Here is a 24,141-nt window from a genome sequence, read left to right as displayed (position 1 = left end):
TCACTTCTCCTGATCGTTATCGTTCTCGGAAATCAGACCTTGCAACGACGCCCAGCGAGCGTCGATCTTCTCGTGCCCGTGGTCAGGGCCGGCCTCGGCCAGCTTGACCCCGCAGTCCACGCACAGCCCCTGGCAGTCTTCCCTGCACACGGGGCTGAGCGGCAGTGCGAGCACCACCGCGTCGCGGAACGTCGGCTCGAGGTCGAGAAGTTCACCGTCGAGCAGTGAGTCCTCCTCCGAGGCGTCCTCGTCGGAGTAGAAGAACAGCTCCTGCAGGTTGACCTCGATCTCCGAGGACAACGGGTCGAGACACCGCGAGCACTCCCCCGCGAGGGGAGCGTGTGCGGTGCCCGAGACGAGCACGCCTTCCATCACTGCTTCGAGCCTGATGTTCAGCTCGACTTCGGTGTCCTTGGGGACACCGATCATGTCGACGCCGAGATTTGCCGGTGCCGGGAGGGACAGAGTCATCTGCCGCATCGAGCCCGGCCGCCTGCCCAGGTCATGAGTGGAGATCACCCAAGGGGCGCGGGGGTCGAGGTGCTGAGTCATCCTGCTCTCGCTAGGCATGGCGAAATATCGCCGTCGTACAAGGCCAGATAGCAACGATACCAGGCGCGGGTCAGCCCCTGAGCCGTTCGATCAAGAGCTTGTGCACCAGATCAGGGACGAGCCCGGAGACATCGCCACCGTACCGGGCGATCTCCTTCACCCTGGACGACGACAGGAACGAATATTCCGGATTCGTCGGCATGAAAAGCGTCTCCACGCCCGACAGGCGGTAGTTGAGCTGCGCCATCTGCAGTTCGTAGTCGAAGTCGCTGACCACGCGGATGCCCTTGACGATCGCCGGGATGTCGTTCTGGCGGCAGAAGTCGACGAGCAGGCCGTGGAACTTCTCGACCCTGACGTTGGGGTAGTCCTTGGTGACCGTGGTGAGGATGTCGATGCGTTCCTCGACCGTGAACAGGCTCTTCTTCTCGACATTGATCAGTACGGCGACTGTCACCTCGTCATACAGCCGGGCGGCCCGGCCGATGATGTCGAGGTGTCCGTTGGTGATGGGGTCGAACGACCCTGGGCACACTACGCGGCGCACATCGCCTCCCACGTTTACGGGTTCCCGGCGGCGCGACCGTACCAAACGGACGCTTCGCCGTAACGACGGACCCTCTCCTCCTCGTAGCCAGGGGGCCACACCAGGTCCTTCCCCCTGCTCTCGCGTTCCACCGCGACGAGCGCGTCCTGCGTGAGCCAGCCGTTGTCGCGCAGCAGTTCGAGCATCCTCGTGACGTCCTCGTCGGTGACCGCGTAGGGCGGGTCGGCGAAGACGATGTCGTACGGCTCGCCCTGCCTGGCCAGCAGCCGCTCCACCCTGTCGGCCACCACCGTCGCCTCGCCGAAGCCGAGCTCCCTGATGTTGGCCTTGATGGTCTTCACCGCCCTGGGGTCGGACTCCACCAGCAGCGCGTGGGCCGCTCCCCTGGACACCGCCTCCAGCCCGACCGCCCCCGAACCGGCGTAGAGATCGATCACCCTGGCGCCGCCGAGCCCGTGCAGCGAGTCGAGCGTCAAGAAGATCCCTTCTCTTGCCCTGTCACTCGTCGGCCTCGTCGTACGGCCCTGCGGCACCGCCAGCCGTCTGCCACCCGCGCTCCCCGCGATGATCCGCGTCATGCCACCCATTGTTCCGCATGTCAGCGCAGGTCAAGAGTGGACAAGTGTCTGCCTCGACTGCGCAAGGGTCGTAGCTATCGCTCCGATCGGCCCGCATGATGAGTTCTGCGACCTTCGAGGTGACCCAAATGAAGGTCGACCGGCGTGATCGTGAGCCCTTCCGCACGCCGGTTCCCTCGGCACCTGACCCGAGGGTGGGCCCAGCCGGGGACGGCATTCGGGGGGAGGCCGTCCCCGGCGCTGGGCCCGTCACCACCGCATCGGCGGTGGTGACGGGCGGCGCAGGACGAACTTCCCCGCAGGACGAAGCTTCCCGCAGGACGAGCTTTCCGCAGGACACGGCCTCCCCGCAGGACGTGCTTCCCGCAGGGCCGGGGGCTCCGGCCCGAACCTGCGTGGACCGGAGCTCAGGTCTTCTCCAGGTATCCCGCCCGCTCGTCGGCCAGCAGCCTGTCGATCTCGGCGCGCAGGCCGGGCAGGGACGACAGCTCGGGGTCGGCCGTCAGCAGCGCCGCCGCCTCCTCGCGGGCGGCCACGATCACGTCCTCGTCCCTGAGCAGCTGCAGCATCTTGAGCGAGGAGCGCTTGCCCGACTGGGCCGCTCCGAGCACGTCGCCCTCACGCCGCTGCTCCAGGTCGACCCTCGACAGCTCGAACCCGTCGAGCGTGGAGGCGACCGCCTCGAGGCGCTCCCTCGCGGGGGTGCCCGCGGGGAACTCGGTGACGAGCAGGCACAGCCCGGGCAGCCCGCCTCGGCCCACGCGCCCCCTGAGCTGGTGCAGCTGCGAGACCCCGAACCTGTCGGCGTCCATGATGATCATGACGGAGGAGTTGGGCACGTCGACGCCCACCTCGATCACGGTCGTGGCCACCAGCACGTCGACGGCGCCCTGCGAGAAGGCGCGCATGATCGCGTCCTTCTCCTCGGGAGGGAGCTTGCCGTGCAGCACCTCGACGCGCAGCCCGTGCAGCGGCCCTGAGGCGAGCATCTCGGCCACCTCGAGCACCGCCAGCGGCGGCCGCTTGTCGTCGTCGCCCGCCGCGAGGTCTCCCTCGTCGCCCTCCAGGTCGCCGATGCGGGGGCAGACGATGTAGGCCTGGCGGCCGAGGCCGACCTCCTCGCGCACGCGCTCCCACGTGCGTTCGAGATAGTGGGGCTTCTCCGCGGCGGGAACGACGTGGGTGGTGATCGGCGCGCGGCCCGAGGGCAGCTGCGACAGCGTCGAGACCTCGAGATCGCCGAAGACGGTCATGGCGACCGTGCGCGGAATGGGCGTGGCGGTCATGACCAGCACGTGTGGACGCCCGCCCGACACCTTCTCGCGCAGCGCGTCGCGCTGTTCGACGCCGAACCTGTGCTGCTCGTCGACGACGACGAGGCCCAGGTCGGCGAACTGGACGTGCTCCTGCAGCAGCGCGTGGGTGCCGACGACGATGCCCGCGGTGCCCGAGGCGGCGTCGAGCAGGGCCGAGCGGCGCGCGGCCGTGCCCATGGAGCCGGTGAGCAGACCCACCGCGGTGCCGCCGAACATGCCGCCGGCCGCCAGGTCGCCCAGCATCGAGGTGATCGAGCGGTGGTGCTGCTGGGCCAGCACCTCGGTGGGCGCCAGCAGGACGGCCTGGCCCCCCGCGTCGACGACCTGCAGCATGGCGCGCAGCGCCACCACCGTCTTGCCCGCGCCGACCTCGCCCTGGAGCAGCCGGTGCATCGGGTGCTCCATGGCGAGGTCGGCCGCGATCTCCTCACCGACGGCCGCCTGCCCCTCGGTGAGCGAGAACGGCAGCCGCTCGTCGAAGGCGGCCAGCATGCCGCCCGCCACGCGTGGGCGGGCCTTGGCGGGCCAGGCCACCGCCGCGGCCCTGCGCTGCAACAGGACGGCCTGCAGCACGAACGCCTCGTCGAACTTCAGCCTCTTGCGCGCCCTCGTCACGTCGCCGAAGTCGCGCGGCCTGTGGACGGCCACCAGCGCGTCGGCCAGGTCGGGCAGCTCGTGCCTGCGGCGCAGCTCGGCGGGGAGCGGATCCTCCAGCGGGCCGAGCGTGTCGAGGACCACCCCGACGGCCCTGCGGATGGCCCAGGGGGTGAGGTCCTTGCCCGCGGGATAGATCGGCACGGGCGCGGCGGCGAACTCGGCCGCGTTCGCCTCGGCCTCCTCCTCGAACAGCTCGAACTCCGGATGGGTCAGCTGCCAGCGCGGCGTCGCCCTGGCGCCGAACAGCCCCACCTTGCCCGCGAACATGCCGCGCCGCCCGGTCTTCAGGCGCGACTCGGCCACGTGGGAGCCCTTGCCGAAGAACGACAGGTAGATCTTCTTGCCGGTGCCGTCGACGACCTCGACCTCGAGCCAGGTGCCGCCCCTGTTGCGCATGGGTTTGCGCATGAGCCTGGTGACCTCGCCGACGACCGTGACGTGCTCGTCGACCTCGAGCGCGTCGAGCGAGGTCAGCTCGCCGCGCTCGGCGTAGCGGCGCGGGTAGTGGCGCAGCAGGTCGCCGACCGTCTCCAGGTCGAGCACGCTGTGCAGCAGCTTGGCGGTCTTGGGATCGAGCGCCTTGCTCAGGGGCTCGTCGAATCGACTCACGTCAACCAGTTGTACCGCCTGCGACCGACAGGATTCACTCGACACCGATGAGCAACGGGTAACCGCCCTGCTCTCCGTCGTAGACGACGACCTCCACGTCGGGCCTGGTGGCCGCCAGACGCTCCTCCACCGACGCGGCGAGCCGTACCGGCGCGCCCGCCCCTGTGACCAGGGTGACCAGCTCGCCGCCGCCCGCCACCATCCTGTCCACGATCAGCGCCGCGACCTCGGTCAGCGAGCCGCCGATGACCGCGACGTCGCCGTCGATCATGCCGAGCACGTCGCCCGGCGTGCACATACCCGCGCTGGTGAAAGCCTGCCTGTCGGCGACCGTCAGATGCCCGTAGCGGGTGTGGCCCGCGGCGTCGGTCATGGCCACCACGTCGTCGTCGAAGCGGCGCAGCGGGTCGTGGACGGCCAGCGCGGCCAGCCCCTGCACGGTCGCCTTGGTGGGCAGCACGCTCACCACCACGCCGTCCTCGCGCGCGATCTCCGACGCCGCGACCGCGACCGCCCTCACGCCCTCGTCGTTGGGCAGCACCGCCACCTCGCTGCCCGCCTCGCGGATGGCCGCCAGCATCGCCGGCAGCGGAGGGCTCGAACCTGGCTCCCGCCGTACGACGACGGCCCCGCACTCCTCGAACAGGGCGGCGATGCCGTCGCCCGCGGCCACCGCGACCACTCCCCTGCCGCCGCCGGCCCTGTGCGTGCGGCCGGGCGCGGCCAGGTAGGTCACCTTGATCCGGTGCGGCCTGCCCGCCCTCATGCCCGCCTCGATCGCCTGGCCCGCCTCGTCGACGTGCACATGGACGTTCCACAGCCCGTCGCCGCCGACCACCACCAGCGAGTCGCCGAGCGAGTCGAGCTCGGCGCGCAGCTTGCCCACCGCCTCCTCGTCGGCGTCGAGCAGGTACATCACCTCGTAACCTGCGCCCGACTCGGTCATCGGCGTCACCCTGCCCGTCGGCGCGGGCACGTCGTACCGCTCGGCGTAGGAGTCGGTGATCACCGCGGCGAGCGCCTCCAGGATGATCGCCATCCCCGCACCTCCGGCGTCCACCACGCCGCTGCGGGCCAGCACGTCCAGCTGGCCGGGGGTGCGGCGCAGCGCCGCCCTCGCCTCCGCCGCCGCTCCTCGCGCGGTCGCGGCGAGATCACCCGCGGGTACGGCCGCCGCCACCGCCTCGAGCACGGTCAGCACCGTGCCCTCGACCGGCCTGGCCACCGCCGACCTGGCCAGCTCCGCCGCCCGCGCCAGTCCCTCGCACAGGTCGGCGCCGGTGCCCTCGCGATCCTTGAGCACCTCGGCCAGCCCCCTGAGCGCCTGGCTGACGATGACGCCCGAGTTGCCCCTGGCCCCGACCAGCGCGCCGTACGCCATGGTCTGCCACACCACGGCGGCGCCCATGTCGTCGGGCAGAGCCTCCACGGCCTCGGCCGCGGAGAGCATCGTGAGGTGCAGGTTGGTGCCCGTGTCGCCGTCGGCCACGGGGAAGACGTTCAGCGCGTCGATCTCCGCCCTCGCCCTTCCCAGGGTGTCGGCGGCCAGCCGCGCCCAGCGGCGCACCGCGGGCGGATCGAGAACCTCCATGTGTGCTCCCTCGCGGCCCCGATGCGCTAGCGTTATTGCGGAGAATATCCCCAACACCCACCCGCTGCCGCTCGAGTTCGCGGTCAGGGGTGCGGATCGGATATCCTCGTCTGGCTGGCCGGTTGTCCCCGGCATGCCCTCCGCCCGCAACATCCAAGCGGACTGGGCTTATCGACTGAAAAGGAGCGATACCGTGGCTTCCGTCTGCGATGTCTGCCGCAAGGGCCCGACGTTCGGTAACAACGTGTCCCACTCCCACCGTCGCACCCGTCGTCGTTGGAACCCCAACATCCAGACGGTGCGCGCGGTCGTTGGTGGCACGCCCAAGAAGATGAACGTCTGCACCTCGTGCATCAAGGCTGGCAAGGTCACCCGCTAGTCTTCACAACTTCCGAAAGCCCGTCGCTCATCCGAGCGACGGGCTTTCGGCTTTCCGTGACGGCCCTGAACGGCTACGAGCGCCACATCCAGGCGTGGTCCACGGGGCCGATGCCGTCGCCCAGGGGGAAGCCGCGGCCGATCGCGCCGGTGACGTAGTCCTTCGCCTTGCCCGCCGCCGTCGGCACGTCGTCGCCCATCGCCAGGTACGACGCGATCGCCGAGGCGAGCGTGCAGCCCGTGCCGTGGGTGTGGCGGTTGTCCAGACGCGGCGCCCTGAAGCGGAACTCCGCAGCTCCGTCCGTCAGCAGGTCGACGGGCTCGCCCGGCAGGTGCCCGCCCTTGACGAGGACCCAGGTGGGGCCGAGCGCCAGGACGGCGTCGGCGGCTCGGCGCAGGTCGCGCTCGTCCTCGACCTTGACGGAGGTGAGCTGCTCGACCTCCCACAGGTTCGGCGTGACGACCGTGGCGACGGGCAGCAGCAGCGTCCTGAGGGTGTCGACGGCCTCGGGGGCGAGCAGCGAGTCGCCGTGCTTGGAGACGCCGACGGGGTCCACCACGACGGGCGCGCCCGCGGCGGCCAGCGCCTCGGCGACCGTCTCCACCAGGACGGGCGAGGCCAGCATGCCCGTCTTGACGGCCTGCGCGCCGATGTCGCTCAGCACCGAGTCGAGCTGGGCGCGCACCGCTTCGGGCGGCAGCTCCCAGTACCCCTGGACGCCCAGGGAGTTCTGGGCGGTCACGGCGGCGATCACGCTCATGCCGTGGACGCCGAGCGCCAGCATCGTCTTCAGATCGGCCTGAATGCCCGCGCCGCCGCCGGAGTCGGAGCCGGCGACGGTGAGGACGCGAGGAGGGGACGAAACGGTCATGGCCTCCATCCAACCATCAGGCGACCGTGCACTCCCCGCCCACCATGCCGCAGGTCTGGGGCTCGGTGGCGGTGCCGTCCGCGGTGAAGGTGATCTGGACGGCCTCCCCCGCCTCCAGATCCGCGTCGGGCTGGATGACCAGCAGCTGGCCGTCCTGGCTCCACTGCGCGCCTCTCACGGCGGACACGGTGCCGTCCACGGGGACGCTGACGGTCAGGTCGGCCAGCGCCTTGCCCGACTCGTTGACGACCCGCAGCTCGGCGGTGTAGCCGGCCAGGCGCTGCCTGACCACGTCGAACGTGACGTTGACCGCGGCGCCGCCCCTGGCGGTGCTCCTGGTGCTGTTGGTGCTGCTGGTGGTGCCGCTGCCCACCTGCGAGGTGGCGGTCGGTCCCGGCTCCACGTCGCTGACGGGGGGCGGAGCGGTGTTGTCGGCCTCCCTCATCCCCGAGGGCTCGGCCGAGGCCGTGGGCTCCTCACTGGGCGCGAAGTCGTCCTCAGGCGTCGACCGAGGGGTGTTCTTGACGGTCGGCCTGGGCGTGCTGGTACGTCGGGGTGCCCGCGCGGAGGCCGTGGCCGTGGGGCGGGGCCTCACGTTCCTGGTCTCCGAGGGCTCCTCGCTCGGCTCCTCCGTGCCGCCTGCCACGGGAGCCTCCTCGGTGCCTTCGGCGGCGTCGGGCTCAGGCTCCGGCTCGGGCTCATCCGAGATCGAGGGGGGCGCCTGGGTGACCGACACCTTGCCCGCCGTCGGCGTCTTCTCCGACGAGCCGACCATCCGCACGCCGACGACGGTGCCGCCGAGCACGATCGCGACGGCCGCCACCGACAGGATGGCGACCTTGCCCCTGCCGCCGGACGCCGCTTCACGCGGAGGGGCCGAGGGGCGTCGCCTCCCGCGCCTGCGGGAGCCCTTGTCGCCCGGCTCCTCGTCCCAGCCCGCGGGCCCCTCGTCCCAACCGCCCGCGCCGAGGAAGCCGGTCTCCTGAACGTCGGAGGGCTCCTCCCAGGCGGCCACCGGCTGCCTGGGAGGCCCTGTGGCCACCAGCCGGTCCGTCGGCGGGTTGTAGGCGGCCGTGGGCTCGCTCTCCGGTCCCACGCCCTCACCGCCGGGGGTCGCGTGCTGGCCGGCAGGGCCCGCGGGCTCACCGTAGGGCGTGGGTCCCCCCTGAGACCCTGGGACGGCCTGTGGAGCGCCGCCGAAGGCGGACACAGGCCCGCCGAAGGCGTCGTTCGCCGACATCGGCCCCGTCGCGGGGCCGCCGAAGACGTCAGGGTGGTGCGGCGGCACGGCCCACTCTCCCGTGGAGGGCCCTGCCTGGACCTGCTGGTCGAGCTGGTCGGGCGGCGCGGGCCAGCCCGACTGCTCCGCCACGGGGGCCATGAAGGCTCCCGTGGTTATGGGGTCGTCGAAGGAGCGAAAGTCCGCCTCCTGCGGGTCTTCCGAGTCGCGTCCCCCCTGAGACCACGCGTGCTCTGGTTCGCCGGTGCCGTGGCGGGCCATGGGCGCCCTTCCTGCCGGATACATGGGCCGCCCATCTTAATAACATCTTTAATACGCGTTTGTCTCAACTTTCACGGGGGTATCTTCTCGAAACCGACATTTCACTCTCTGAAGTGGTCCCACCCGCCGAGCCCTGTCGTACGGCCCGCGACCTGGACCTTCGCGCCTTCCACGGCGTGTCCGACGACCGTCCAGTGGGGCGGCAGCCGTACCTCCGGAGGGAAGACTGCGGCCAGAGCGTGATCTTCACCACCCGTGAGCACCCACTCGACCGGGTCGGCGCCGAGCTCCTTGGCGGCGGCGGCCACCGGTTCGCCGATCGGGAAGGCGGTGGGGTCGAGCGTGATGCCCACGCCGCTCGCGGCGGCCACGTGCCCGAGGTCCTGCAGGAGACCGTCGCTCACGTCGAGCATCGCGGCCGCGCCCATGCGCGCTGCCTCGGGCCCGCACGCGTACGGCGGACGCGGCCTCCTGTGCCCCTCGACCGCCTCGAGAAGCGGCCCGCCCTCCGGCTCCAGCCCCGCCTCCAGCAGGGCGAGCCCTGCGGCCGCGTATCCCAGCCGCCCGGCGAAGGCCACGACCTGTCCAGGCCGCGCGCCCGAGCGGGTGACGGGCGCGTGCCCGCCGAGATCACCGAGCGCCGTCACGCCGATGACCACGAGTTCGGAGCGGGTAATGTCGCCGCCCGCCACGCTGGCTCCCACCAGCGCGCACTCCTCGCGGAACCCGTCGGCGAGGCCGTCGACCCAGGCCACGGGAACGTCTGCGGGCATCCCGAGGCCCACCACGAGGGTTGTCGGAATCGCCCCCATCGCGGCGACATCGGAAAGATTCTGTGCTGCGGCCTTCCTGCCTATGTCATACGCGCTGGACCAATCGCGGCGAAAGTGCCTACCCTCGATCAACAAGTCCGTTGACACTACGACCCGCCCATCGGGCGCTCTCACCACCGCAGCGTCGTCACCGGGGCCGAGCAGCACGCTCTCGCCCTGTGGCAATCGTCCGGTGATACGTGCTACAACTCCGAATTCGCCGAGATCTCCGACTGTGATGGCGCACCTCCTGTCGGCACACAGGGTACGGTGGCCCTTCGGCGCTGATCCAATCGCCCGGGAGGACGTAATGGTGCAGGCGTACATCCTTATCCAGACCGAGGTGGGCAAGGCCGCGGCCGTGGCACGTGAGATCGCCGGCATCACCGGGGTCACCCAGGCCGAGGACGTGACGGGCCCCTATGACGTCATCGTGCGCGCCGAGGCTCGCAACGTCGACGAGCTCGGCAAGCTCGTCGTCGCGCAGATCCAGGCCGTCGATGGCATCACCCGTACTCTGACGTGCCCTATTGTCCACATATGAAGCAAGGTGTTGCCGTCCTGGCGCTGCTCCTCCTCGCCGGATGCGGCAGCGCCGTCCAGGTGGAGCCGCCCGTCCCCGAGGGTGACGCGGTGGCCGCCTGCACCAGACTCAGCCCCCTGCTGCCCGCCACGCTCGACGGCGCGGAGCGCACGACCTCCACACCCGAGTCTCCCTATGTCGCCGTGTGGGGGTCGGCTGAGATCGCGCTGCGCTGCGGGGTGCCCCGCCCTGCGCGGATGGCGGCCACCGACCAGCTGGCCGAGCTCGACGGGGTCGGGTGGTTCGCCGACCCCACCGTGCCCACCCTGTTCACCGCCGTGACGAGCACCGCCTACGTGGAGGTGACGATCGCCAGGACGCACGAGGCCACCGGTGTCCTGATGGAGCTCTCAGGGCCGGTGAAGAAGGCCACCGGCTAGCGCAGACCCGCCTTGCGACCCAGCGCCAGCTGGATGAGGCGCTCGACCAGCTGGGCGTAGGTCAGGCCGCTGGCCGCCCACAGCTGGGGAGCCACCGACAGCGACGTGAAGCCGGGCATGGTGTTGATCTCGTTGAGGATCAGCCTGCCGTCGGGGGTGTAGAAGAAGTCCACCCGCGACAGCCCCTCGCAGCCCAGCGCCTCGAAGGCGCGTACGGCCATCGCCCGCAGCTCCTCGGCCGTCTCGGCGGGGATGTCGGCGGGCACGGTCAGCGACATCTGGTCGGGGTAGTACTTGGCCTCGAAGTCGAAGAACTCCTGCCCGCCCTCGACCAGCACCTCACCGGGCGTCGAGGCGGCGGGGGGCTCGTCGCCGAGCGACTCCAGCACCGCGCACTCGATCTCGCGTCCGACGATGGCCGCCTCGACCAGCACCTTGGGGTCGTGGGCCTGGGCGAACTCGACGGCGGTCTCGAGCGAGGCCAGGTCGTGCGCCTTGGAGATGCCCTGGCTGGAGCCCGCGCGGGCCGGCTTGACGAAGACCGGCCAGCCCAGCTGCTCGACCTCCTTGACCACGCGGTCCTTGTCGAGGCGCCAGTCGCGCTCGCGCACCACCACGTACGGCCCGACGGGCAGCCCCGCGGCGGCCAGGATCGCCTTCATGTAGGCCTTGTCCATGCCGACCGCGCTGGCCAGCACGCCCGAGCCGACGTAGCGCACCCCAGCCATCTCCAGCAGGCCCTGGATCGTGCCGTCCTCGGCGAAGGGACCGTGCATGACGGGGAAGACCACGTCCACCGTGCCCAGCTCGACCGGGATGCTGCCCGGCTCGTAGGCCACCAGCGCCGCCTCCCCCGAGGGCAGCGCCAGCTCCGCGCCCGAGGTGTCGACGACGGGCAGCTTGCCGTCCTCGATCGCGTATCGCTGGTCGCCGGCGGCCAGCACCCAGCGGCCGTCCTGGGCGATCCCGATGGGGACCACCTCGTACTTCGACCTGTCGATCGCCTCGAGAACGCTGCCCGCCCCCATGAGGGAGACGGCATGCTCCGAGTTGCGACCCCCGAAAACGACCGCGACGCGTGGCTTGCTCATGACGCCCGAATCTACCCTGCTTGTGAGTCAAGGGCTCGTGTCACGTCCGCGACGAGATCTTCGACGTCTTCGAATCCGATCGTGAAGCTGACCGCCTTGCCCTGTCTCACGGCCCATGTGCTGTCGCCGATCAGCCTCAGCGACTTGACCAGCTCGTCCGCGTCACCGCGTGGCGTGACGATCACGCGGGTGCCGAACCTGGTGCCCTCAGGCCCTGAGTCGAACAGCTGGCGCGCCAGGTGGTGGCCCGGGTCCTGCGGCAGGCCCGGATAGCCGACGGCGACGACCGACGGATGCTTGGCCACGGCGGCGGCGAACTCCATGGCGGTCGCGCACCTGCGCCTGACCCGCAGCGTCAGTGTCCCCATGGCGCTGAGCAGGGCGGGCTCGTCGGCAGGCGACAGCGGGGCGCCGAGGTCCTTGGTGAGCCTGTGCATGAGGTCGTGCCTGCCGACCACGACGCCGCCCTCGCGGTCGCCGAGCAGGAGGCCGGTCGAGTGGAGCACCAGGTCGGCGCCGTGCTCCAGCGGCCGGCAGACGATCGGCGTGGCGAGGGTGGAGTCGACCACGAGCATCGCGCCGACCTCGCGGGCCAGGCGGTACAGGCCGCGCAGATCGGCCACGCCGGTGTCCGAGAGCGTCTCGGCGTAGATCAGCTTCGTGTGGCCGCGGACGGCCTGCCGTACCGCGGGCAGGTCGGCCGTGTCGACGAAGTCGGCGCTCACGCCGAACCTGCCGAGCACGTTGGCGACGAGGCCCGCCCTCGAGGGGGCGACCACGTGCGTGCCGCCGCGCAGGAACGACAGCAGGACGGCGGCGAGCGCCGCCTCACCCGTGGCGTAGGACTGGCCCGCCACGTTCTCCGGCGCCGCCGCCCCTTCGAGGGCCGCCACGGCGGCGGCGAACCGGCCCTCGGCCGGCGCGCGCACGCACCTGGTGTTCTCTCTCACACGCCGTATCTCTCCGGTTTGGGGGTGCGTGACATCAGCAGCACCCCTGCCTCGTCCGGGGTCATCCCGTCGTGGACCACGCCCACCACCACCTCGGTGATCGGCATCTCCACGTCGTGCTTCCTGGCCAGTTCGAGCACCGACTCGCAGGACTTGACGCCCTCGGCGGTCTGCTTGGTGGCCGCGACGACCTCGGCCAGCGTCATGCCCTTGCCGAGGTTCTCGCCGAAGGTGCGGTTGCGCGACAGCGGCGAGGTGCAGGTGGCGACCAGGTCGCCCATGCCCGCCAGGCCGGCGAACGTGTGCGGGTCGGCGCCGAGCGCCGCCCCCAGGCGTGAGATCTCGGCCAGGCCGCGGGTCATGAGCATCGCGCCGACGTTGTCGCCCATGCCCATGCCCGAGGCGACGCCGACCGCCAGCGCGATCACGTTCTTGACCGCCCCGCCCAGCTCCACGCCCACCACGTCGGGGTTGGTGTAGGGGCGGAACCACGGCGGCACGTGACAGGCCTCCTGCAGGTGCTCCATGGTCCGCTCGTCGGGGCAGGACACCACGGTCGCCGCGGGCTGGCCCTGGGCGATCTCAGGCACCAGGTTGGGCCCCGAGACGACGGCCACCCGCTCCTGCGGCACCTCGGCGACCTCCATGATGACCTCGCTCATGCGCTTGGTCGTGCCGAGCTCGATGCCCTTCATCAGGCTGACGAGCACCGCGCCCTTCGGCAGGTGGGGCTTCCACGCGGTGAGGTTGGACCGCAACGTCTGCGAGGGGACGGCCAGCACGACGAAGTCGGCGCCCTCCAGCGCGCGGGCGGGATCACCCGTGGCGCGCATCGTGGGGGGCAGTGTGACGCCCGGCAGGTAGTCGGGGTTCTCGTGGCGGCGGTCGATCGCCTCGACGATCTCGGCGCGGCGGCCCCACAGCGTGGTCTCCACGCCCGCCCTCGCCATGATCATGCCGAACGTCGTGCCCCATGATCCGGTCCCGAACACGGCGGCCTTGGTCATCCGCTTCACCGTCCAGCCGGATCGTAGGGGGTCTCCGGAGCTTTCTCTCCCCTGATTTCGGCAAGCTGAACGGTGATGGCGGCCATGATGTCGGCGGTCGCCTCACGCAACACGGACCCTCGCAACGGCTGCCCTTCGTATTTCGACAGGTCGACTGGTGGCCCGACCCGCACGGAGAACGTCTTGCGCGGGAGGAGCCTTGGTTTCTTCTGGCCGTAGGGCAGCAGCTCGTGCGCGCCCCAGTGCGCGACGGGGATCACCGGGGTGCCGGTCTCCAGGGCCAGGCGGGCCGCGCCCGTCTTGCCCACCATCGGCCACAGGGCGGGGTCACGGGTGACCGTGCCCTCCGGGTAGAACAGGATCGCGCCACCCGCGCGCAGCCGCTGCTCGGAGATCTCCAGCGACCTGGCGGCCTCGCTGGTGCCCCTCGAGACGGGGATCGCCTGCAGCGCGCGGACCGCGACCTTGAGCAGCGGCACCCTGAACAGCGCGGCCTTGGCGAGAATGGTCGGCCAGCGCCCGTTGTTGTAGAGGAAGTGCGACAGCAGGACCGGATCGGCCCACGAGAGGTGATTGGTCGCGATGATGATGCCGCCGGTCCTCGGGAGGAGCTCGCCCCTGCGCCAGTCCTTCTTGACCAGCAGCCACGAGAGCGGTTTGACGATCACGACGGCGAAGGTCTCCCAGGGACGCGATGGTCTGCCGGGGCGGCGGCTCATGAACTCCTCCAAGAGAGACGGCTTGCGCCCCAAGTCTCCCGGTTGGCCGCGCAGGATGTCGAGACGAGATGCTTAAGCCTATGAGCTTCCGCTGGTCACTCGTCATCCCGGTGAAGACCCTGGTAGCGGCCAAGACCCGGCTGGCGGCCGCGACGGGCCCGCACCGCACCGCGCTGGCGGTCGCGGTGGCCAGCGACACGCTCTCCGCCGCGCTGGCCTGCCCCGCCGTGGCGCGCGTCATCGTGGTGACCGCCGACCCCGCCGCCGCGGGCCCGCTGGCGGCCCTGGGGGCCGTGGTCGTCCCCGACCCTGACCGCGGTCTCAACACCGCGCTGCGCGCGGGCGCCGCGCATGCCGTACGGCTGGCGCCACACGACGGGATCGGCGCGCTCCAGGCCGACCTGCCCGCGTTGCGCGCCGCCGAGCTCGGCAGGGTGCTGGAGGCGGCGGCCGACTTCGACCAGTCGTTCGTGCCCGACGCCCTGGAGGTCGGCACCACCTTCTACGGCGTGCGGCCGGGGGTGCCCTTCGAGCCTCGCTTCGGCGGCGAGTCGAGGGCCAAGCACCTCGGAGGGGGCGCCAAGGAGCTCACGCCCGACGGGATCGACTCGGTCAGGCGCGACGTCGACACCCCCGACGACCTGCGCGCGGCCATCAGACTCGGCCTCGGCCCGCACACCGCCGCGGTGGCGGAGCTGCTCGGGCTCGCCGCTCCCTAGGTCGGGAGGGCCGTCAGGCCGCCTCGACGCGAAGCCTGCGGATCCACGGCGACACGATGAACGGCAGATGCCCCACGACGGTGGCCAGGCAGCTCACCCAGAGCAGCTGCCAGACGCTCAGCTGCTCGGCCAGCAGCCCGCCGAGGATGCCGCCGACCGGCATCGCGCTCCACATGAGGAAGCGCATGCTGGCGTTCATCCTGCCGCGCAGGTGGTCGGGGGTGACGGCCTGGCGGTAGCTGCCCTGGCCGACGTTGAGCACGACCGAGGAGGCGACCGTCAGGGCCATGCCCACCGGGTAGAAGATCACCTGCCAGCCCTCGCCGGTGAAGCCGACGACCAGCATGAAGAGCCCGGCGAGGACCGCTCCGCCGTACATGGCGCCGCCGTTGCCGTACCGGTCGACGATCTTCGGCGCCAGCACGCCGCCGACCACGCCGCCCAGACCCGTGGCCGAGACGATCAGACCGTAGGCGCCGGCGCCGAGGTCGAGCTCGCGCACGAGCAGCAGCGGCTGCACCACCGCCCACAGGCCGTTGGCCAGCATGTTCAACGAGCCGACCATGGCGATGCGGCGCAGCACGCGGTGCCCGAGCACGTACCTCAGCCCCTCGGCGACCTCGGCCTTGAGGCTCCTGCGCTCCTGCGGGACCGGGCGCTCTTCGGTCCTGATCGTGGCCAGGACGGTCGCGGAGCAGGCGTAGGTGATCGCGTCGGCCAGCAGCGCGAAGGGGGCGGTGAGTACCTGCACCAGCCAGCCGCCGAGCCCGGGGCCCACCAGCGACGCCCCGCTGCGCAGCGTCTCCATGGTGCCGATGCCCCTCGGCAGGTCGTCCCTGTCCACGATGGACGGCACGAAGCTCATGTGCGCGACGTCGAAGAAGACCGTGCCCACGCCGACGATCAGCGCCACGACGTAGAGCTGCGCCAGCGACAGGACCCCCGCGAAGGCGGCCAGCGGGATGCTGAGCAGCGCCACGGCGCGCATGGCGTCGGCGGCGACCAGGATCGGACGGCGGCGCAGCCGGTCGGCCCACACCCCCGCGGGCAGGCCGATGAGCAGGAAGGCGGCCATCTCGGCGGCGGTGAGCAGACCCAGCTGGAACGGGCTGGCCTCCAGTGTCAGCAGCGCGGTCAGCGGCAGCGCCACCAGCGTCACCTGGGTGCCGAACTGACTGAGTGCGTCGGCGCCCACCATCCGCTGGAAGGCGGTGTTCCGCCAGATGCTCTGTTTCGTCGGCACGACCCGTGATCCTCACCCGCCTCCTTCTCGGCGGTCAAACCATTTACGCTGGGTTCGTGCAGGCGACAGTGCGGAGTTTCGATCCGGTGACCCGATCGGGGTCGGTGTTCCTCGACGACGGAAGCGTGCTGGAATTCGGCACGCGCGCGTTCGACGCCGGCCCGCTGCGGCTGCTGCGGACGGGCCAGCGGGTCAACCTCGTCCTTGCGGGGGACGACATCACCTTCGTCACGCTGTCGACGTTTCCGCTGCCCTGATCACGTCAGGAAAACGACAAGCGCCCGGACCCATGAAAGGTGTCCGGGCGCGGTCGCGCTGCGGCTACTTCTTCTTCGCGGACTTCTTGCCGCTGACGTTCACCAGCTCCTTGAAGTCGGAGCCCGGACGGAACTTGGGCCCCCAGCTCTCGGCGACCTTGATCTCCGCGCCGGTTGACGGGTTCCTTGCGGTGCGCGCCGGCTTGTGAACCATCTCGAACGCGCCGAAGCCCGTGATCGAGACCTTGTCACCGGCCGCCACGGCCTTCTGGATGGCCTCGAGAATGGCGTTCACGGCCTCGGTGGCCGTCTTCTTGTCGCCCACCCGGTCCGCGATGGCGTCGACGAGTTCCCGCTTGTTCATTAGGTTTCGCTCCCCCTGTTACGGCTCGGGGTTCCAGCAGACGAGTCCAACGGTCGAGAAACCCCTTACGGGTTGAATCTAAAGCGGGACCGCCTGTGAACTCAATCACCCTGGCGGTTTTATTGGGCGTCCGGCGTGTCGAAATCGCTGGTCAGATCGGTAAGGAAGGTCTCCAGCCGGGTCGCCGCCCGGTCCGGATCACGCTTGGCGAGATCACAGATCGCCAGATATCTGCGGGAAAAGCGTTCTCGGTCGGCGGCGGGGAGCATGCGGACGCGGCGGTGCGCTTCGCGCAACCGCCGCGCCAGTTCGTCGTCTTCTAGACGGTCGTCGGCAGCCATGGCTGCCGACCATTCTCGTACGTGGTGATGTCGTCGGCGTGACGCAGGGTCAGGCCGATGTCGTCGAGGCCCTCCATCAGGCGCCAGCGGGTGTAGTCGTCGATCTCGAAGCCGACGCTCTCGCCCGCCCAGCGCACCTGGCGTTCGCCCAGGTCGACGGTGACGGCCAGCTTCGGATCCGCCTCGACGGCGGCCTGCAGCGCCTCGACCTTCTCGGCGGGCAGGATGACGGGCAGCAGGCCCATCTTGGTGGAGTTGTTGCGGAAGATGTCGCCGAACCTGGCGGCGATCACGACGCGGAAGCCGTACTGCTGGAGGGCCCACACGGCGTGCTCGCGCGAGGAGCCGGTGCCGAAGTCGGGGCCGGAGACCAGGATGCTGGCGCCCTCGTAGGACGGGTCGTTCAGGACGAAGGCCGGGTCCTCGCGCCAGGCGGAGAACAGGCCCTTCTCGAACCCGGTGCGGCTGACCTGCTTGAGCCAGACGGCGGGGATGATCTGGTCGGTGTCGACGTTGCTGCGGCGCAGCGGCACCGCCGTACCGGTGTGGGTGGTGAAAGCGTCCATGATCAGCGGTCCTTACAGGTCGGCGGGGGCGGTCAGCTTGCCGGTGACGGCGGTGGCGGCGGCGACGGCGGGAGAGACCAGGTGGGTGCGCCCGCCCTTGCCCTGACGGCCCTCGAAGTTGCGGTTGGAGGTCGAGGCGCTGCGCTCGCCCGGCGCGAGGGTGTCGGGGTTCATGCCCAGGCACATCGAGCAGCCCGCCTGCCTCCACTCCGCGCCCGCGGCAGTGAAGACCTCGTCGAGGCCCTCCTTCTCGGCCTGCAGCTTGACCAGCATCGAGCCGGGGACGATGAGCGTCCTGGTCCTGACCTGCCGTCCGCGCAGGATGTCGGCGGCGGCCCTCAGGTCCTCGAGGCGGCCGTTGGTGCAGGAGCCGACGAAGACGGTGTCGACCTCGATCTCGCGCAGCGGCGTGCCCGCGGTCAGCCCCATGTACTCCAGCGCCCGCTCGGCCGCGGCCCGCTCGGTGGGGTCGTCGAACGAGGAGGGCTCGGGCACGGCGGCGTCCAGCGGCAGGCCCTGCCCCGGGTTGGTGCCCCACGTGACGAACGGGGTCAGCGTCGAGGCGTCGATCTCGACGACCTTGTCGAAGACGGCGTCGTCGTCGGTCCTGAGCGAGCGCCAGTACTCCACCGCCTGGTCCCACGCCTCGCCCTCGGGCGCGTGCGGACGGCCTTTCAGGTACTCGAACGTCGTCTCGTCCGGCGCGATCATGCCTGCCCTCGCGCCCGCCTCGATCGACATGTTGCAGACCGTCATCCTGCCCTCCATGGAGAGCTTGCGGACGGCCTCGCCGCGGTACTCGACGATGTAGCCCTGGCCGCCGCCGGTGCCGATCTTCGCGATGATCGCCAGGATCAGGTCCTTGGCGGTGACGCCCAGGGGCAGCTCGCCCGAGACCTCGATCGCCATCGTCTTCGGCCGGTAGGCGGGCAGCGTCTGGGTGGCCAGCACGTGCTCCACCTCGGAGGTGCCGATGCCGAACGCGATGCCGCCGAAGGCGCCGTGCGTGGAGGTGTGAGAATCGCCACAGACGATGGTCATGCCCGGCTGGGTCAGGCCGAACTGCGGGCCGATGATGTGCACCACGCCCTGACCGGCGTCGCCCATCGGATGCAGCCTGACGCCGAACTCGGCCGCGTTCTTGCGCAGCGTCTCGACCTGCGTCTTGGAGACGGGGTCGGAGATTGGGCCGAGCACCGTCGGGACGTTGTGGTCCTCGGTGGCGATGGTGAGATCGGGCCGCCGCACCTTGCGCCCTGCCATGCGCAGGCCGTCGAAGGCCTGCGGGCTGGTCACCTCGTGAATGAGGTGCAGGTCGATGAAGAGCAGGTCGGGTTCGCCCTCGGCGCGGCGCACGACGTGCTGCTCCCAGACCTTCTCCGCGAGTGTGCGGCCCATGATCTCCTCCTTGAGACTTTGCCCCGACTTGCCTTCTCATATGTCGAGACGGCAGTATCGGTGTATGGACAACTCTAGCGGAGTCGGCGTACTGGACAAGGCCGTTCTCGTGCTCAATGCCCTCGAAGCAGGTCCGGCCTCCCTCGCCCAGTTGGTTCAGGCCACAGGACTGGCCCGCCCGACCGCCCACCGGCTCGCGGTCGCGCTGGAGCACCACAGGATCGTCTCGCGTGACACGCAGGGGCGATTCGTCCTCGGCCCGAGGCTTTCGGAGTTGTCCACGGCGGCGGGCGAGGACCGGCTGCTCGCCGTCGCCGCTCCTGTGTTGACCCAGCTCAGGGATCTGACGGGAGAAAGCGCGCAGCTGTACCGCCGCCAGGGTGACGAACGGGTCTGTGTCGCCGCCGCCGAGCGCTCCAGCGGCCTGCGCGACACCGTCCCCGTTGGTTCGGCGCTGCCCATGACGGCAGGTTCGGCGGCGCAGATCCTGCTGGCATGGGAGGAGCCCGACCGCCTGCACAGGGGGTTGCGCGGGGCCAAGTTCACCGCCGCCACGCTCGCCTCGGTACGGCGGCGCGGATGGGCCCACAGCGTGGGAGAGCGCGAGCAGGGGGTGGCCAGCGTCTCCGCCGCCATAAGGGGTACGGGCGGCAAGGTGATCGCGGCCGTCTCGGTCTCCGGACCGATCGAGCGCCTGACGCGCACGCCCGGACGGCTGCACGCCGTTCCCGTGATGGCCGCGGCCGAGCGCATCACCGAGGCCATGCGCCGCGCCAACTGAACCTTCCTCTTCCGTGATCCCCCAGGCCCGCCTTCGCCCCCGGCTCCGAAGACACGCCGGGCGAGCAGCGAGGGCGGGCGTCGGACTCCGGCCGTTCCTCACCCGCCTTCCTCCCCCTCCCCCTCGCCCTCGCCTGCGTCACAGCCCCGCCTCCTTCGGGCGCGTCGGCAGGGAGACGCGGGACGCCCGCGGCAGGGGTTCGGTCGGCTTTGAACGCGCTCCCACACGCACCATCCCCCCATGTCACGACTTTTCGTGATCGGCGCTAGGGGCATTTCGGGGGCCGACCGCAGCCAGGGCGCACTAGCCTGAGTGCGTGACAGATCGCATCGAGGTAGCCGCCGCTGAGCTGCGTCCCCTGCTCGAAGAGTTCATCGTGTGGGCCCGGGAACACGCCCCAGGCAGCGACCCCGACCTGGTCGGCCCGGCGGCGCTGTGGCACAGGCTCGCCGCCTCCGACGACGTCCGCCGCTGGCGGCGCGCCGACCTGCGGCCCGTGCTGCTCGAGCGCATGCCCAAGGTCGTGGAGGATCCCGACGAAGCGGCCGATGGAACCATCGGCGCCGTCCGCGCCTACCTGACCTTCCTGTCGGACACCGGCAAGCTGGTCGAACCGTCCGACTCCCTCGACGATCTGCTCGACGAACTCGACGAACTCGAGGACGACTTCGTCGAGGCCATGGAGGATCTCATCGACGACGTGGGCGACGACGACGTGCGTGAAGAGGGCGGCGACCTCGGCGACTTCGAGGCTCTCGCCGACGAGCTGGCCGATCTGCCCACGATCAGGCTGCGTCCCGACGCGGAGCTGGCCGCGGCCGCGCGTGCGGTGCCGCTGATCGCCAAGGCTCGTGACCTGGCCGTATGGGTCGGCGACGCGCGCGAGGTCGGCGAGGACAGCCTGCTGTCCGACGCCGAGGTCGAGGAGGCGCTCGGCGTCATCGGCCTGCCCAAGCCGCAGACCGACGGCCCGCTGTCCGCCGCCGTCCCGCAGCTGTGGAACATCTGGAACCTCGCCGTCGACCTTGAGTTCCTCGAACCCGAGGGCGCCGGCACCGTCGGCGTCGACGACGACACCTCCGAGTGGCCCTTCGACGACGACGAGGACGTGCTCGACGCCTGGATGCTCGGCCTCAACTCGATCGACTACGGCGACCCCGAGCTCGAGGACGACGACCTCACGATGACGCTCGTCGGTCTCACCCGCGCGCTGCTGGTCCGCCTGCTGATCGGCGGCGGCTCGCGCAACCTGGGCGAGCTGCGCGAGGAGCTGGCCGAGGCCGCCGCCGACCTCGACGAGCTCGGCGCCGACGCGTGGAACGAGGCCCGCGACCACTACGGCGACCCGCTGGCGCCGGTGCTCGACTGGCTGGTCGGCTACGGCATGGTGACCGTCAACGGCGACGAGGTCGCGCTGACGGCCCTCGGTACCGAGGGCGTGGTGCACCTGGTCGACGACTCCGACATCGAGCTCGACGCCCGTCCTGCGATCGACGCGATGACCGCCCTCGAGCTGCTGGCCTTCAGCGCCGAGCTGCCCGAGGACGAGGCGGACGCCGAGTTCGCCGCCTGGATGGAGCTGCGTGAGCCCGCCGAGGCGGCCCGTGAGCTGCTCGAGGCTGCGGCGGAGGACGACACCGACGCGCTGATCAGGGTGCAGGCCGCGAGCGTGGTCGGCACGCTGGGCGAGGCCGCCGTCCCCGCCTGGCAGTCCGCGCTGAAGGAGCCGTCGCTGCGGCCGTACGCCGCCACGCACCTCACGCAGCTGGAGGTGGAGGACGCGCCCGAGCCCACCCAGGACGACACCCACTGGCTCATTCTCGACATGTGGACGATCTCCGCGGGCCTGGGGCGTTCGGAGTTCGTCAGTAGCCTGCGCGACATAGGGCCTGACCTGCTCAACAACCTGCTCGAGGTGATCTGGAAGATCCCGCACGCGCACGTGGAGGAGCTGCTGGAGCTGATCTCGCAGGTCCACCCCGACAAGAACGTGGCGAAGGCGGCCAAGCGCGCCCTGTTCAAGGCCCGCTCGACCGCCTGATCCCGACGGCCACCCGAAGGACCCCCACCCCGAGAGCCGCGGGGAGCGGCTCATGGCCGGCTGTGGGGTCCTTCACGGCTCGGGATTCGCCCGAAGCCCTGGAGGGCTACGGCCTGCCTGCGGTGAGGACACCGGCGGAGACCGCGCGGGCGAAGGCGGCGATGATCGGGTGCGGCCTGGTGCCGTCTCCCGACAGCTCCGGCTGGAAGAGCGTGGCCAGGAAGAACGGGTGTCCGGGCAGCTCGGCGGCGCGTACTTCCCCGTCCTCGTCGTGCGCGGTGAAGCGCAGCCCGCCCTCCTCCAGCGTGGGCAGATAGGCCGCGTTGAGGCCGAACGAGCAGTGGTAGCGCTCGATCGCGCGCTCGGCGCCGAGGGCCTGGCCGACCAGCGAGCCAGGCGCGAGCCGTACCTCGCCCTCGTGACCCACCAGCGAGCAGGTCAGCGGCGCGAGCAGAAGGTCGCGCTCGGCGTCGGGCTCGTTCTCCGCGTGGGCGACGTCCAGATCGCAGACGTGGCGGGCGTACTCCAGCATCGCGTGCTGGAAGCCGCCGCAGGTGCCCAGGAACGGGATGGCGTGCTCGCGGGCGGTCCTGACCGCCCGCAACGCGCCGTCCTCGCTGCGATAGGGGCTGCCGGGCAGCAGCCAGATGCCGTCGAAGCCCCGCAGATCGTCCACCTGCTCGGTGGGGATCCAGTAGGCGTCAAGAGTGAGTCCTTCACGTTCGCGCAGCGCCTCCAGCAGTAGCGGCACGCGGACATGGGAGCGGACGGTGGCGGAACGGTCCCCGACCAGGGCGAGTCTCATGCCAGCCATCCTGCGGGTCCGCCGAGTTAAGCGCCAACGATAATCGCTGCTGCTCTGATAAGCATTGCTGATGGACCCCCATCTGCTCAGGACCTTCGTGACGGTCGCCCACCGCGGATCGTTCTCGGCCGCCGCCGAGGAACTCGGGTACACCCAGTCGGCCGTCTCCCAGCAGATCGCCGCGCTGGAGGCCGATCTCGGGCTGGCGCTGCTGCGCCGCCGCCCGGTGGAGCCCACACCGGCGGGCGCCAGGCTGCTGGAGCACGCCGAGCCGCTGCTGCTGCGCCTGGGGGCGGCGCGCGCCGACGTCCTGCGCGCGGCGGCCGCCCCCTCCCCCAGGCTCACCCTCGCCGCCTCCCCGCTCGCCCTCACCGAGAACCTGGCCGTACGGCTGGCGAGACCACCCCGCGGGGAGCTCACGATCAGGGCCACCAGTCGCGACGACGTGGCCGCCGTGGTCGCCTCGGGCGAGGCGGACCTGGGCCTGGTCGACGGCATCGCCGCCCCGAGCGACCCGTTGCGGCTGCCCGACGTGGGCCCGTTGTCCACGATCGGCGTCGGCGAGCAGGACCTCGTCGTCGCCCTGCAGGAAGGTCATCCTCTGGCGGGTCGCGCAGGGCTGCGGCTGGCCGATCTCGTGGACGCGCTCTGGCTGCAGACCCCGCTGTGTCCCGTGGAACGGCTGCGCGACATCGCGGGAGACGGCTTCAGGATCGGCATGACCTACACGGGCGACGACCTCCACACCGTGCTGCGCCTGGTGGCGGCCGGGCACGGCCTGACCCTGCTGCCCGCGGGCGCCGCCTCGCCTGCGGCGGTGCCGCTGGTCGCGCCTCGGGTCGTGCACAGGATCGAACTGCTGCACGGCACGCTGGCCGGCCACGCCGAGCGGGTGGCCGAGAACCTGCGGCGCTGAAAGGAAAAAGCCCGGCCGCGTGAGCGGCCGGGCTTTTTTCTTCGGTGTAGTCCCGACCGGATTCGAACCGGCGCTACCGCCTTGAGAGGGCGGCGTCCTGGGCCACTAGACGACGGGACCGAAGCAGCTTGTGACAGTGGTAGTCCCGACCGGATTCGAACCGGCGCTACCGCCTTGAGAGGGCGGCGTCCTGGGCCACTAGACGACGGGACCCTGTCCACAAGCGATGTGCCGGGGGCCTCCCCGGCAACGGATGTAACTCTACCGCACCTCGAGGAGCACAACCAAACTCACGGAACCAGCCCGGAAAAGCAAAAACGGATGCCCGATGATCGGACATCCGTTGCAGAGCTGGGGTACCAGGACTCGAACCTAGAATAACTGAACCAGAATCAGTCGTGTTGCCAATTACACCATACCCCACCGGCCACGACCCTCTTGCGAGGCCCGTTCGCTGGCGACTCCGAAAGAATAGCCCAGGTAGGGGGACAAGACCAAAACGATTGCTCAACAAGCGCGCCGACGCCCCGCACATGCCAAGCTGAAGGGGACAAAACACCACGTGGA

The 24,141-nt window shown here is 70.7% G+C and carries 26 protein-coding genes and 3 tRNA genes; 8 read left to right on the top strand and 21 right to left on the bottom strand.

The features are described 5' to 3' along the window. From FHR33_RS33710 to fakA, 5 genes are all read right to left on the bottom strand, one after another. Positions 1-552 (bottom strand): YceD family protein, encoded by a 552-nt coding sequence (locus tag FHR33_RS33710; RefSeq protein WP_183656425.1) that lies wholly within the window; start codon positions 550-552, stop codon positions 1-3. 70 nt (positions 553-622) lie between these two features. Continuing rightward, positions 623-1,099 (bottom strand): pantetheine-phosphate adenylyltransferase, encoded by a 477-nt coding sequence (coaD, locus tag FHR33_RS33705; RefSeq protein ID WP_183656422.1) that lies wholly within the window; start codon positions 1,097-1,099, stop codon positions 623-625. A gap of 14 nt (positions 1,100-1,113) precedes the next feature. Next, positions 1,114-1,677 (bottom strand): 16S rRNA (guanine(966)-N(2))-methyltransferase RsmD, encoded by a 564-nt coding sequence (rsmD, locus tag FHR33_RS33700; protein ID WP_183656419.1) that lies wholly within the window; start codon positions 1,675-1,677, stop codon positions 1,114-1,116. Positions 1,678-2,084: 407 nt separating this feature from the next. Then, the gene (recG, locus tag FHR33_RS33695) at positions 2,085-4,259 is read right to left on the bottom strand and encodes an ATP-dependent DNA helicase RecG (protein WP_183656416.1); all 2,175 of its coding nucleotides are present in this window, start codon (positions 4,257-4,259) and stop codon (positions 2,085-2,087) included. A gap of 34 nt (positions 4,260-4,293) precedes the next feature. Then, positions 4,294-5,850 (bottom strand): fatty acid kinase ATP-binding subunit FakA, encoded by a 1,557-nt coding sequence (gene fakA, locus FHR33_RS33690; RefSeq protein WP_183656413.1) that lies wholly within the window; start codon positions 5,848-5,850, stop codon positions 4,294-4,296. Between the two features lie 193 nt (positions 5,851-6,043). On the opposite strand from fakA, the gene rpmB reads away from it, so the two are divergent. Continuing rightward, a complete protein-coding gene (rpmB, locus tag FHR33_RS33685; protein ID WP_183656410.1) occupies positions 6,044-6,229 on the top strand; it encodes a 50S ribosomal protein L28 in 186 nt (61 codons plus the stop codon). Positions 6,230-6,302: 73 nt separating this feature from the next. On the opposite strand, the gene thiD is transcribed toward rpmB, so the two are convergent. From thiD to FHR33_RS33670, 3 genes are all read right to left on the bottom strand, one after another. Further along, positions 6,303-7,109: a bifunctional hydroxymethylpyrimidine kinase/phosphomethylpyrimidine kinase gene (gene thiD, locus FHR33_RS33680; RefSeq protein ID WP_183656407.1), complete on the bottom strand. Its 807-nt coding sequence runs from the start codon at positions 7,107-7,109 to the stop codon at positions 6,303-6,305. A 7-nt stretch (positions 7,110-7,116) separates the two neighbouring features. Continuing rightward, positions 7,117-8,481 carry a hypothetical protein gene (locus FHR33_RS33675; protein WP_183656404.1) on the bottom strand — a complete coding sequence of 455 codons (1,365 nt, stop codon included), beginning with the start codon at positions 8,479-8,481 and terminating at the stop codon, positions 7,117-7,119. A 221-nt stretch (positions 8,482-8,702) separates the two neighbouring features. After that, the gene (locus FHR33_RS33670) at positions 8,703-9,740 is read right to left on the bottom strand and encodes a thiamine-phosphate kinase (RefSeq protein WP_183656401.1); all 1,038 of its coding nucleotides are present in this window, start codon (positions 9,738-9,740) and stop codon (positions 8,703-8,705) included. Here FHR33_RS33670 and FHR33_RS33665 point away from each other — a divergent pair. Next, positions 9,724-9,957 (top strand): Lrp/AsnC family transcriptional regulator, encoded by a 234-nt coding sequence (locus FHR33_RS33665; protein ID WP_183656398.1) that lies wholly within the window; start codon positions 9,724-9,726, stop codon positions 9,955-9,957. The two genes, FHR33_RS33670 and FHR33_RS33665, sit on opposite strands and share 17 nt — an antisense overlap. Beyond that, positions 9,954-10,376 carry a DUF3515 family protein gene (locus FHR33_RS33660; RefSeq protein ID WP_183656396.1) on the top strand — a complete coding sequence of 141 codons (423 nt, stop codon included), beginning with the start codon at positions 9,954-9,956 and terminating at the stop codon, positions 10,374-10,376. The genes FHR33_RS33665 and FHR33_RS33660 overlap by 4 nt, the downstream gene beginning before the upstream one ends. Here FHR33_RS33660 and FHR33_RS33655 read toward each other — a convergent pair. From FHR33_RS33655 to FHR33_RS33640, 4 genes are read right to left on the bottom strand one after another with little or no spacing between them, the layout of a single operon-like run. Then, positions 10,373-11,467, bottom strand: a complete 1,095-nt coding sequence (locus FHR33_RS33655) for a D-alanine--D-alanine ligase family protein (protein ID WP_183656393.1) — start codon at positions 11,465-11,467, stop codon at positions 10,373-10,375. The genes FHR33_RS33660 and FHR33_RS33655 overlap by 4 nt on opposite strands. A gap of 11 nt (positions 11,468-11,478) precedes the next feature. Continuing rightward, positions 11,479-12,417, bottom strand: a complete 939-nt coding sequence (locus tag FHR33_RS33650; RefSeq protein WP_312895836.1) for a PLP-dependent transferase — start codon at positions 12,415-12,417, stop codon at positions 11,479-11,481. Continuing rightward, entirely contained in the window at positions 12,414-13,424 is a 1,011-nt protein-coding gene (locus FHR33_RS33645) for an NAD(P)H-dependent glycerol-3-phosphate dehydrogenase (RefSeq protein ID WP_183656390.1), read from the bottom strand. Before FHR33_RS33645 ends, FHR33_RS33650 begins: the two co-directional genes overlap by 4 nt. A gap of 5 nt (positions 13,425-13,429) precedes the next feature. Next, complete coding sequence (locus FHR33_RS33640) at positions 13,430-14,143, bottom strand: lysophospholipid acyltransferase family protein (protein WP_183656388.1); 714 nt, start codon at positions 14,141-14,143, stop codon at positions 13,430-13,432. Between the two features lie 80 nt (positions 14,144-14,223). Here FHR33_RS33640 and cofC point away from each other — a divergent pair, with 80 nt between their 5' ends. Further along, positions 14,224-14,862, top strand: coding sequence for a 2-phospho-L-lactate guanylyltransferase (gene cofC, locus FHR33_RS33635; RefSeq protein ID WP_246452262.1), 639 nt, complete (start codon positions 14,224-14,226; stop codon positions 14,860-14,862). 13 nt (positions 14,863-14,875) lie between these two features. Here cofC and FHR33_RS33630 read toward each other — a convergent pair whose 3' ends face one another. Beyond that, positions 14,876-16,105: an MFS transporter gene (locus FHR33_RS33630; RefSeq protein ID WP_183656382.1), complete on the bottom strand. Its 1,230-nt coding sequence runs from the start codon at positions 16,103-16,105 to the stop codon at positions 14,876-14,878. A 56-nt stretch (positions 16,106-16,161) separates the two neighbouring features. Here FHR33_RS33630 and FHR33_RS33625 point away from each other — a divergent pair, with 56 nt between their 5' ends. Beyond that, positions 16,162-16,362, top strand: a complete 201-nt coding sequence (locus FHR33_RS33625; protein ID WP_183656379.1) for a hypothetical protein — start codon at positions 16,162-16,164, stop codon at positions 16,360-16,362. Between the two features lie 64 nt (positions 16,363-16,426). Here FHR33_RS33625 and FHR33_RS33620 read toward each other — a convergent pair whose 3' ends face one another. From FHR33_RS33620 to leuC, 4 genes are all read right to left on the bottom strand, one after another. Further along, positions 16,427-16,726 (bottom strand): HU family DNA-binding protein, encoded by a 300-nt coding sequence (locus FHR33_RS33620; protein ID WP_183656376.1) that lies wholly within the window; start codon positions 16,724-16,726, stop codon positions 16,427-16,429. A gap of 119 nt (positions 16,727-16,845) precedes the next feature. Then, positions 16,846-17,067, bottom strand: a complete 222-nt coding sequence (locus FHR33_RS33615; protein WP_183656373.1) for an SCO5555 family protein — start codon at positions 17,065-17,067, stop codon at positions 16,846-16,848. Further along, complete coding sequence (gene leuD, locus FHR33_RS33610) at positions 17,046-17,633, bottom strand: 3-isopropylmalate dehydratase small subunit (RefSeq protein WP_183656370.1); 588 nt, start codon at positions 17,631-17,633, stop codon at positions 17,046-17,048. The genes FHR33_RS33615 and leuD overlap by 22 nt, the downstream gene beginning before the upstream one ends. Positions 17,634-17,645: 12 nt before the next feature. Continuing rightward, complete coding sequence (gene leuC, locus FHR33_RS33605) at positions 17,646-19,031, bottom strand: 3-isopropylmalate dehydratase large subunit (protein WP_183656366.1); 1,386 nt, start codon at positions 19,029-19,031, stop codon at positions 17,646-17,648. A gap of 64 nt (positions 19,032-19,095) precedes the next feature. Between leuC and FHR33_RS33600 the strand changes: the two genes are divergently transcribed. Beyond that, on the top strand, positions 19,096-19,812 hold the full coding sequence (locus FHR33_RS33600) for an IclR family transcriptional regulator (RefSeq protein ID WP_183656364.1): 717 nt from the start codon (positions 19,096-19,098) through the stop codon (positions 19,810-19,812). Positions 19,813-20,128: 316 nt separating this feature from the next. Then, positions 20,129-21,853 (top strand): hypothetical protein, encoded by a 1,725-nt coding sequence (locus FHR33_RS33595; RefSeq protein WP_183656360.1) that lies wholly within the window; start codon positions 20,129-20,131, stop codon positions 21,851-21,853. A gap of 106 nt (positions 21,854-21,959) precedes the next feature. Here the strand turns inward: FHR33_RS33595 and FHR33_RS33590 are convergent, their stop codons facing one another. After that, positions 21,960-22,658 carry a CTP synthase C-terminal region-related (seleno)protein gene (locus FHR33_RS33590; protein ID WP_246452261.1) on the bottom strand — a complete coding sequence of 233 codons (699 nt, stop codon included), beginning with the start codon at positions 22,656-22,658 and terminating at the stop codon, positions 21,960-21,962. Positions 22,659-22,728: 70 nt separating this feature from the next. On the opposite strand from FHR33_RS33590, the gene FHR33_RS33585 reads away from it, so the two are divergent. Then, the gene (locus tag FHR33_RS33585; protein ID WP_183656354.1) at positions 22,729-23,574 is read left to right on the top strand and encodes a LysR family transcriptional regulator; all 846 of its coding nucleotides are present in this window, start codon (positions 22,729-22,731) and stop codon (positions 23,572-23,574) included. 47 nt (positions 23,575-23,621) lie between these two features. Here FHR33_RS33585 and FHR33_RS33580 read toward each other — a convergent pair. The 3 genes from FHR33_RS33580 to FHR33_RS33570 form a co-directional block, all read right to left on the bottom strand. Then, positions 23,622-23,694 (bottom strand) — tRNA-Glu (locus FHR33_RS33580). 17 nt (positions 23,695-23,711) lie between these two features. Further along, positions 23,712-23,787 (bottom strand) — tRNA-Glu (locus FHR33_RS33575). A 138-nt stretch (positions 23,788-23,925) separates the two neighbouring features. Beyond that, positions 23,926-23,997, bottom strand: a tRNA-Gln gene (locus tag FHR33_RS33570). Positions 23,998-24,141: the final 144 nt, after the last annotated feature.

Origin of the sequence: Nonomuraea dietziae, assembly GCF_014195505.1 — a bacterium.
Lineage (GTDB): Bacteria > Actinomycetota > Actinomycetes > Streptosporangiales > Streptosporangiaceae > Nonomuraea > Nonomuraea roseola.
Note: the sequence above shows the minus strand (reverse complement) of the source record. Positions and strands in the feature narration are given on the sequence as shown.